The sequence below is a fragment of the Sinomonas sp. genome, from assembly GCF_051955515.1.
In the GTDB taxonomy this organism is placed as follows: Bacteria; Actinomycetota; Actinomycetes; order Actinomycetales; family Micrococcaceae; genus Sinomonas.
In genome coordinates, this window is record NZ_JBQCGQ010000144.1 from 1 (window position 1) to 9,100 (window position 9,100).

The 9,100-nt window shown below is 67.9% G+C and carries 12 protein-coding genes; 3 read left to right on the forward strand and 9 right to left on the reverse strand.

All coding sequences use genetic code 11. The features are described from left to right. Nucleotides 1-589, reverse strand: a 589-nt coding sequence (locus tag ACTHL9_RS07995) for a Gfo/Idh/MocA family protein (protein WP_440518319.1), incomplete at its 3' end; no start/stop codon positions are given. Further along, on the reverse strand, nt 586-939 hold the full coding sequence (locus ACTHL9_RS08000; protein WP_440518320.1) for a hypothetical protein: 354 nt from the start codon (nt 937-939) through the stop codon (nt 586-588). The genes ACTHL9_RS08000 and ACTHL9_RS07995, both read right to left, overlap by 4 nt. 17 nt (nt 940-956) lie before the next feature. Here ACTHL9_RS08000 and nadE point away from each other — a divergent pair, with 17 nt between their 5' ends. From nadE to ACTHL9_RS08015, 3 genes are read left to right on the forward strand one after another with little or no spacing between them, the layout of a single operon-like run. Next, complete coding sequence (nadE, locus tag ACTHL9_RS08005; protein ID WP_440518321.1) at nt 957-1,802, forward strand: ammonia-dependent NAD(+) synthetase; 846 nt, start codon at nt 957-959, stop codon at nt 1,800-1,802. Nucleotides 1,803-1,853: 51 nt separating this feature from the next. Continuing rightward, nucleotides 1,854-2,666, forward strand: a complete 813-nt coding sequence (locus tag ACTHL9_RS08010) for an exodeoxyribonuclease III (RefSeq protein ID WP_440518322.1) — start codon at nt 1,854-1,856, stop codon at nt 2,664-2,666. 6 nt (nt 2,667-2,672) lie between these two features. After that, entirely contained in the window at nt 2,673-3,506 is an 834-nt protein-coding gene (locus ACTHL9_RS08015) for a hypothetical protein (protein WP_440518323.1), read from the forward strand. Nucleotides 3,507-3,613: 107 nt separating this feature from the next. Here ACTHL9_RS08015 and ACTHL9_RS08020 read toward each other — a convergent pair whose 3' ends face one another. The 7 genes from ACTHL9_RS08020 to ACTHL9_RS08050 form a co-directional block, all read right to left on the reverse strand. Beyond that, a complete protein-coding gene (locus ACTHL9_RS08020; RefSeq protein WP_440518324.1) occupies nt 3,614-4,189 on the reverse strand; it encodes a DUF3618 domain-containing protein in 576 nt (191 codons plus the stop codon). Then, a complete protein-coding gene (locus tag ACTHL9_RS08025; RefSeq protein WP_440518325.1) occupies nt 4,186-4,626 on the reverse strand; it encodes a phage holin family protein in 441 nt (146 codons plus the stop codon). Before ACTHL9_RS08025 ends, ACTHL9_RS08020 begins: the two co-directional genes overlap by 4 nt. Beyond that, nucleotides 4,623-5,591, reverse strand: a complete 969-nt coding sequence (locus ACTHL9_RS08030; protein WP_440518326.1) for a hypothetical protein — start codon at nt 5,589-5,591, stop codon at nt 4,623-4,625. Before ACTHL9_RS08030 ends, ACTHL9_RS08025 begins: the two co-directional genes overlap by 4 nt. An 85-nt stretch (nt 5,592-5,676) precedes the next feature. After that, the gene (locus ACTHL9_RS08035) at nt 5,677-6,687 is read right to left on the reverse strand and encodes a LacI family DNA-binding transcriptional regulator (RefSeq protein WP_440518327.1); all 1,011 of its coding nucleotides are present in this window, start codon (nt 6,685-6,687) and stop codon (nt 5,677-5,679) included. A gap of 90 nt (nt 6,688-6,777) precedes the next feature. Continuing rightward, complete coding sequence (locus ACTHL9_RS08040) at nt 6,778-7,068, reverse strand: hypothetical protein (RefSeq protein WP_440518328.1); 291 nt, start codon at nt 7,066-7,068, stop codon at nt 6,778-6,780. After that, nucleotides 7,065-7,949 carry a carbohydrate ABC transporter permease gene (locus ACTHL9_RS08045; protein WP_440518329.1) on the reverse strand — a complete coding sequence of 295 codons (885 nt, stop codon included), beginning with the start codon at nt 7,947-7,949 and terminating at the stop codon, nt 7,065-7,067. Before ACTHL9_RS08045 ends, ACTHL9_RS08040 begins: the two co-directional genes overlap by 4 nt. 2 nt (nt 7,950-7,951) lie before the next feature. Then, the gene (locus ACTHL9_RS08050) at nt 7,952-8,962 is read right to left on the reverse strand and encodes a carbohydrate ABC transporter permease (protein WP_440518330.1); all 1,011 of its coding nucleotides are present in this window, start codon (nt 8,960-8,962) and stop codon (nt 7,952-7,954) included. Between the last annotated feature and the right edge of the window lie 138 nt (nt 8,963-9,100).

The window sequence follows — 9,100 nt, forward strand, 5'->3', positions numbered from 1 at the left end:
GTCCCACGAGCCACTGGAGGAGGTCGAGCGTGTGGATCGCCTGGTTCATGAGGAGGCCGCCGCCGCTCCCGGCCCAGGTGGCGCGCCAGGGCCGCGCCTCGTAATAGGCCGGCGTGCGGTGCCACATGACGGTCGCATTGGCCCCGATGATCCGGCCGAGCGTGCCCCGCCCGAGGAGGTCGCGGAGTGCGCGGACGGTCGCGTTGTAGCGGTTCTGGAAGCACACCCCGAACTGCGTGCCCCGCTCGAGGAACGCCGCGCGCGCCGTATCGGCAAGCGCCTCGGCGTCAGCCAGGGTGTGCGCAACGGGCTTCTCGGTGAGCACGTGGACGCCGCGCGTGAGCGCCTCCTGGGCCAGCGGCGCGTGGGTGCTGTGCGGGGTGCACAGATGGACGACGTCGGCCCCTCCTGCGTCGAGCAGCTCGCCGAGGGTGGCGTAGCCCGGCACGCCGTGGGCCTCGGCCGCTGCCGAGCGGCGCTCGTCGTCAGGCTCGACGACGGCAGTCAGCTGAACGCCGTCGGCCGCCTCGATCCCCGCGAAGTGCTGCGCGGAGATATCGCCGCAGCCCACGACGGCCGCGCGCCTCATTCCGCGCCCTCGTCAATGCGCTTGAGCAGGTCGCCGAGGGCCTCGCGGATGTCGTCGTAGTCGTTTTGGCTTGCGCGGCTCTCGCCGGAGATGACGGCGCAGCGGTGGACCTTCGCAAGGTCGCTGAACGGGAACTTGTAGTGGGCCTTGCTCTCATCCGGATGCTCGTCGTCCACCCCGAGGAACCAGAGGGCGTATTCGCCGGGGCCCTTGGAGTCGAGGAAGTCGCTCAGCTGCTGGTTGTCGGGGGCGTGTTCACTCCAGTCGTCGCGGCTGTCACGGACGACCTTGCCCTCACGGACGAGCGCCTTGGCGTGCTCGTAGGCCTTCTTGTTAAGCTTCACGGTCACGTGGGTAGGCTATGCCCATGCGCGAACTTCAGGCGAAGATCATCGAAGAGATGGGCGTCAAGCCGCAGATCGACCCGGCCGAGGAAGTGACGGCCAGGGTGGGCTTCCTCAAGGACTACCTTCGGGCTACCGGCGCCAAGGGCTTCGTCCTGGGCATCAGCGGCGGTCTCGATTCCTCGCTCGCGGGCCGGCTCGCGCAGCTCGCGGTCGAGTCGCTGGCGGAGGACGGCGTCGAGGCGGACTTCATCGCGGTGCGCCTGCCCCACGGCGTCCAGCATGACGAGGAGGATGCGAAGGCCGCCCTCGAGTTCGTGAATCCCAAGACCCTGTGGACGTTCAACGTCAAGCCTGCCGTCGACGGGTTCGAGCAGGAGTACGAGCGGAGTTCCGACAAGGAGCTCAGCGACTTCACGCGCGGCAACACGAAGGCGCGCGCCCGCATGATCGCCCAGTACATGATCGCCGGCGAGCGCGGCCTGCTCGTCATCGGAACCGACCACGGCGCCGAGTCCGTGACCGGCTTCTTCACCAAGTATGGCGACGGCGGCGCGGACATCCTGCCGCTGTTCGGGCTCAACAAGCGGCAGAACCGGCAGGTTCTGCAGCACCTCGGCGCGCCCGAGCGCGTCTCGCAGAAGATCCCGACGGCGGATCTGCTGGACCTCCAGCCCGGCCGGACGGACGAGCACGAGCTGGGCATCACCTACGAGCAGATCGACGACTACCTCGAGGGACGTGACGTTCCGGACGAGGTCGCCGAGTCGATCGAGAAGCGCTACCTCTCCACCCGTCACAAGCGCGCCACGCCCGTGACGCGCTTCGACACCTGGTGGCAGGAGGGCGCTGCGGCCTGGACCAAGTAAGCGGGAATTTTCGCCCTGCGGCGGGACGGCCTGCGCTGATAGCGTGGGCACGTGAAGATCGCCACCTGGAACGTGAATTCCCTGCGCGCCCGTGCAGACCGGGTCGAAAGCTGGCTCCTGCGCAGCGGCGTGGACGTGCTGGCCCTCCAGGAGACCAAGTGCCGCGACGACAACTTCCCGTGGGAGCTGTTCGAGCGGAACGGCTACGAGGTCGCCCACTTCGGCCTGAGCCAGTGGAACGGCGTGGCCATCGCCTCCAGAGTCGGGCTCGAGGACGTCGAGCGGACCTTCCCCGACCAGCCCACCTTCGGCAAGGGCGGCGTGGGCGCCGAGCAGGAAGCCCGCGCCATCGGGGCGACCTGCAGCGGCGTGCGGGTGTGGAGCCTGTACGTCCCGAACGGGCGGGCGCTCGACGACGAGCACATGCCCTACAAGCTCGAATGGCTCGCGACCCTCAACAAGCATGCGTCGGAGTGGATCGCTCAGGACCCGAAGGCACAGATCGCCCTGGTGGGCGACTGGAACATTGCGCCCCGCGATGAGGACGTCTGGGACATCGACCTGTTCCGCACCGAGGGGTACACCCATGTGAGCGAGCCCGAGCGCGATGCCTTCCGCGCGTTCGAGCAGTCAGGCTTCACCGACGTCGTGCGGCCCTATGCTCCCGGCCCGGGGGTCTACACCTACTGGGACTACAAGCAGCTCCGCTTCCCGAAGAAGGAAGGGATGCGGATCGACTTCGTCCTCGCGTCACCGGCCCTCGGCGAGCGCGTGACGGGGGCCCATATCGAGCGCGAGGAGCGCAAGGGCAAGGGCGCGTCCGATCACGTGCCCGTGGTGGTGGAGCTTGCAGACGGCGCGTGAGCTGACGTGACCGAGGCACGTGGCCGTGGGAGACCGCTCTCGTCCCACCTGAGGGTGTATGAGCCGATCGAGGCGTTCAACCCGTCGGAGCGCGAGCGCATCAAGGCCGGCCTCCGTGGCGAGGGCGGCCGTGACGAGCTCGACGCCGCGGAGACCGGCGCGGCACTCGGGCGGATCGTGAGCGGGGCCGGGGATCCCTTCCCGTCCGACGGAAGCGAATTCACGCGCGCACTGACGGTCAACGGCGCTGTCCTGTACTGCCCGAGCCAGCTCGTGCTGCGCTCGGGACTCGCGGCCGAGTCAGTGATCAACACCGCTCCGCGCATCCTGGCCGAGCTCATGCTTCCTGAGGAGGCGAGGGAGCGCCACCAGCGGCGCGTCGATCGGATCGCTTCCGAGACGGCCTCGCCGCGGATCAATACGCGGGAGTCCCTGTGGGGGATCCCCTTCAGCTGGTTCGTCCTCTTCCAGGAGTCGGATCCCACCGAGGTTGTAGAGGACGGCGACCATCTGCGGACGGTGCGGATCGTCGCGCCCTGGGCGAAGGCCATCGGAAGGGCTCGTTTCGCCGTCGCCAACCTCGCCCTCGCCGCGCCGGACATGAGCATGCTCGACGAGCTCACCGCGCTCACGGAATGGCTCGAGGAATTCCACCCTGACTCGGCCGTCGAACTCGACTACGGCCGGGTGGCCGACCGTGTCTTCCCCGACGAATCCTGCCTCGATGTGCGCCTCGGGATCGAATGCCTGGCCGAGGGGGATCTGACGGGGGCGGCCGCCGCCTATCGCCGGCTGGCTTCGCGGTGGATCCCGATCCGACAGCTCGCCAGGGCCAGCTAGTCCAGGCAATCTAGCGGCAACCCTGCCGAACAGGCGACGGGACCCCGCAATCCACGAGGACTGCGGGGTCCCGCCTGTTTCGCTGCCGGGTCTCGCGGCAGGCTGGCTCAGCCCTGCTGGAGATTCTGCTGCGCCTCCTGCGCCCGGTCCTGAACGTTCGAGCCCTGCGCCTGGGCCTCCTGCTTGACGTTCTCCGTGGCCTCGGTCGCCGTGTCCTTGACCGACTGCAGGGCCTCCTGAGCCGGCTGCTTCAGATGGGACGCGGCCTCAGAGGCAGCGCTCGAAAGCTGCTGCGTCACGGGCTCGGCCTTCTCCTTGAGCGTCTGCGCGAGTTCCTGCTCCTTCTGGCTCGGCGGGATCAGCGACGAGACCAGAAGCCCAGCGCCGAACGCGATCAGGCCGGCCGCGAGGGGGTTGCCTCTTGCCTTCTGGGTCACGCGCTGCTGGGCATGGCCCACGGCGTCGCCGGCGTCGGAAAGGGTGCCGCGCGTGTTGTCCACTGTGTCCTCGGCCGCACCCATGACCCGATCCTTCACGTTGGTCATCGCCCCCTTGATCTTCTCCGTCTGCCGGTGCGCGATGTGCGATGGCGTCACCTTGTCGGCGACAGCATCGACGTCGTACCCCAGCCTGCGGCGAGTCTGCTCGATATCCGCTCGGATGGCCTCGGGATTCTCGCTCATCGTGGCTCCTCACTCGGCTTGAGGGATTCAGGGATCCTCTTGACGGTCTCCGCGGTCTTCGGCATTCCCTTGACCGCTTCCATTTCCTTCTTGGCCCTCGTGTAGAGGACGGCGGCGATGATCGCCCAGATCACCGCGACGACGACGGCGGACCAGCCGAGCCCGATGAGGTACGCACCGAGGGCCCACCAAAGGGCGATCGAGAGGAACAGCAGGACGAAGTGCCCCGCGATCCCAGCACCGGCGTACATCGCGCCGCCGCGCCCGGCCCGCTTGGCAGATTCCCGCGCCTCGGCCTTGGCGAGCTCGAGCTCCTGCCGCATGAGCGTCGACAGGTCCGCCGTCACGTCGCCCAAGAGGTCTCCGAGCGACGAGTTGGCAGCCTTCTGCTCCGCGGGGGGCGTCACCCCCGGGTTATAGCCAGGCCCCTGGCTCATAGCTGCTCACCCTCGCGCGGTTCATGGGTGGAGTGGCGGGGCATCGGCGGGAAGCCGTCGGTGACGGCACCTGTGTCCTCGCCCTCGCTGTCCCGCTCAGGGATCATGTCGGCCCCCGCCGCGGTTGCGTGGGGTGCCGTCGGAGCGCCGTAGGCGGAGCTGCCGCCGACCGCGCCTTCCTGGACAGCGCCCTCGTCGTACTGCGCGGGAGCGCCGGTGCCGTACGCGTCTCCGGCCTGCGCGCCATACGCGCCGGGCTCATAGGCTCCCGCCGCGTAGTCGGACGAGACCGGGGGCGTCGAGCCAGCCGGGTAGCCGGTCCCCTCGGGGTAGCCCGCGCCTTGGACCGTCCCCGTGCCCTGCGCGAAACCGTTCTGCGGGTAGCCGCCCGGATAGGCGGTGGTGGGGGACACGCCGTGGCCCGCAGGGGTCGCCGGAGTTCCCGTAAGGGGACCCGAGACTCGGGACTGGCCGTCCTGCCCGGGTGCACCTGCCGCGATCGAGCGGGTCAGTCGCCCCACCAGCAGGCCTGCCCCCGCGGCGATCGCGAGGAACGCGCCGGGACGGCGCCTGGCAAAGGACGCGACTTCGCTGACAAGGCTTCCGGGGTCCCGCTGCTCAAGGTATTCGGCAAAGCTGCCCGCCCTCTGAGCCGCTTGGCGCACCAGATCCGCACCGACTCCCGAACCCTCGCTCTTCTCGGCCATCGAGTTCAGTTCTTCATGGAGGGACCGCAGTCCCTTTGCAGCTCGTTCCTGCTGGACCGTTGCCTGATCCATCAATTCCTGCCTGCTCTGATGCAGCAGGTCCTTGGCCTGGTACTTGGCCTCATGGGCGACATTGGCCGCCTCATTCTTCGCGACGTCGCCCACCGCGCCAGCCGAGGAGGCAGCTTCCTGAGCTACACCCTTGGCTTCTTCCTTCGCGGTGGACACGTTCGTGTCGCCTGACAGCGGACTGGTCATCATCGGTCCTCTCACCTGGTCGAGTGGATGTGACAAAACCTCCACTACCCGTGTCAGACCGGATCAGACAGACTATTAAAAGCGCTCAGCGAGCCGGCGGCGCCGTCGACTCCCGCACCACAAGCCGCTGCTCTGCAAGCTCAGCGTGCACAGAGCCCTCGTCGCCCCCGAGCTCGGCGAGCAGCATCTGCGTTCCCCGACGGGCCTGGGCCGTCGGATCCTGCCAGACCGTGGTGAGGCCGGCGGCAGCCCCCATCTCGTGGCCGTCGATCCCCACCACGGAGAGCTCCTCAGGAATCCGGACGCCCCGCCGTCGTGCTTCGAAGAGCACCCCCAAGGCCATCTCGTCGCTCGCGCACACGATCGCTGTGGGCCGCGGCTCGGGAAATTCCATGAATCGGCGCATTGCCTCGACGCCGCTTTCGACGGTGAAATTCCCGAACAGTGCCGCGTCGGGGTCGAACTCGAGCCCGGCGTTGTGGACGGCGTCGTGGAAGCCTTCGACGCGGATGCGCGGGACGCTGAAGTTCAGGTCGGAATCGTCCTGGCCGTGCAGGAGAGCGATATGGCGGTGGCCCAAATCGATGAGGTGCTCCGTGATGGTGCGCGCCGCCTGATAGTCGTCGATCCCGACGTTGGGGCAGCCCGGCACCGGGCCGCCGACGACCACGAGCGGCATGTCGATGGCATGCAGATCTTCGATCTCCTCCGGATGGAGGTACATGCAGAGCAGGAGCAGGCCATCGATCTGCTTCTGCACCATCGCCTTGCTGAACAGCCGCTCTCGCGGCTGCGTGCGGCCGCCGAGATTGAAGAGCGAGAGGTTATAGCCTCGCCCATGCAGTTCGCGGTCGACGCCGTCGATCGCCTTCCCGAAGAACCACCGATCGACGTAGGGCGCGAGGACGCCGATCGTGCGCGTCTTGCCGCTGGCGAGGCGGGACGCGGCCGACGACGGCACATACCCGAGTTCCTTCGCCGTCGCCAGGATCTTGGCCCGGGTCCGCGGCGAGACGCGCGGAAGTCCGCGGATGGCCCTCGAGACCGTTGCCGTCGACACCCCAGCCGCAGCAGCCACGTCCTCGATTCCGACCATGTTCCCCTCCGGCTTTCCAGCCCTCTGCCCCAGCGCCGGCTATCCCATCGACGCTGGCTCAGGGCACGGCAGTGCTCAGCTCACGCTCGCTTACGGTTCCGGCTCGTTCTTGTGCCCCCGAAGCACCTTACGCCTCACCGCCCAGAGGATCGCCATTGCGGCGAGCACGGCGGCGAGCCCGAGGGCCCAGCCCAAGGCAGGCTGCCCCGTCACCTCGAGCCAGACGGTCACGATGAACAGGAAGAGCGCCCAGAACCCCAGGAACCCTACGAAGATCTCGAACTGCTCGACCACGGCCCGCCGCGGTTCGGAGGAGCGGCGGTACGCCTCTCCTCCGACCGCGAAGGGGCTCCAAGGCCGGTGTTCGTCCTCCCCCGTCACTTGACCGCGCCGGCCGTGAGGCCTGCGACGATCTTCCGCTGGAAGACCAGGACCAGGATCACCAGCGGGATCGTGACGATCGTGCCAGCGGCCATCACGGCCGTATACGGCTCCACGTGCGGCTGCGACCCGGCGAACGACGCGATGGCCACCGTGACCGTCTTGGTCGAGTCCGACGAGAGCTGGCTCGCGATGAGGAACTCGTTCCACGCCGAGATGAAGGCGAGGATCGCCGTCGTGAAGGTCGCGGGAGCGGCGAGGGGCAGGATCACCTTGCGGAAGGCCTGGCCCTGCGTGCATCCGTCGATCCGCGCCGACTCCTCGAGCTCCCACGGCATCTCGCGGAAGAAGGACGTCAGCGTGTACACGGTCAACGGGAGGGTGAACGAGATGCTCGGGATGATGAGTGCCTGGTACGTGCCCATCCACCCGATGCTCGTGAAGAGCTGGAACAGCGGGGTCACGAGCGCGACGCCCGGGAACATCGAGGCGCCGAGGATGAAGCCCATGACCGCGAACTTGAACCGGAAGTTCAGGCGCGCGAGGGCGTACGCGGCGAACACACCGACGACGAGGGCAACGATGGTCGTGACGCCCGCGACGATGAGGCTGTTCAGGAGGTTTCGGGCAAAGTGGTTGCCCAGCCTCTCGTCGAAGACGGTCGCGAAGTTGTCCCAGGTGACGTGCGTGAAGAAGAACGTCGGATCGAACGTGTAGCCGACGTCGCGGAAGGCCGTGACGACCATCCAGTAGAACGGGGCGAGGCACCAGATCAGGATGACGGCGGCCGCGATGTAGGTGCGCGTCATCCCCCAGTCGTACCTCTTGCGCCGGACCGGGATCTCCGAGGTCCGCGTGGCGGTGGCAGTGGCGGCGCTCATTGTCACTTCTTTCCGGACGACGTGGCCGCGCCCACGGCATTCGCGCCGAGGAAGCGGACGAAGATGAACGCGACGATGAAGATCACCAGGAACGTGATCGTCGAGAGCGCCGCGGCGCTGTTGAACCCTTGGCGGATCTGGTCGACCACGAGGATGGAGAGCGTCGTGGTGTTGTTGCCGCCCTGGGTCATGATGTACGGCAGGTCGAACATGCGGAGCGCGTCGAGCATGCGGAACAGGATCGCGACCATGAGGGCGGGGCGGACGAGCGGAAGGGTGATCTGCGTGAAGCGCTGCCACGCGGAGGCGCCGTCCACCTTGGCGGCCTCGTACACCTCGTCGGGGATGAGCTGCAGGCCCGCGAGGATCAGCAGCGCCATGAACGGCGTGGTCTTCCAGACGTCAGAGATGATGATCGCCCAGCGGGCGGGCCATTCGGAGCCCGTCCAGAGGATCTGCTGGCCGAAGAGCTTATTCGCGATCCCCTCGAAGGCGAAGATGAAGAACCAGAGCTTGGCCGTCACGGCCGTGGGGATGGCCCACGGGACGAGGACAGCTGCCCGGACCACGCTGCGGCCGCGGAACGACCGAGCCATGATGATCGCCATCCAGAAGCCGAGGACCGTTTCAAGGGCCACGGTGACGATGGCGAAGAAGAACGTGGTGCTCATGGCGCCCCAGAACTGGGAGCCGAGAGTACCTGGCGGGCAGGAGACTCCGTTGCACTGCTGGGCGAGCCAGTGCGTGTAGTTGTCGAATCCTGCGGCACCGCCCTGGACGAAGAATCCCGTCGCGGTGTCGAGACCAGCGTCCTTCTGGAAGGACATGATGATGGCGTTGACCACCGGATAGATGATGACGACGGCCAGCAGGATGAGCGTCGGGGCCAGCAGGACGGACGCCCAGCGACCCTGGGTGACCTGCTTGCGGTCGGCGCTCTCCCTTCCCGGCATCTGGTGGCGTGAGGTTGAGGCGGCCTTGGCCTGTGTCCTCGCCGGAACCTCTGTGGACATGATGACTCCTTTATCTCCCCCTGGCCGGGAAACTGGGCGGGGGGGGGGGGGGGGGGGCCCCCCCCCCCCCCCCCGGCCGCGCGAAAAGCAGGGCCCCCCCGCGCGGGGGGGGCGGGGGTCAGGGCGGCGCCGGGATCA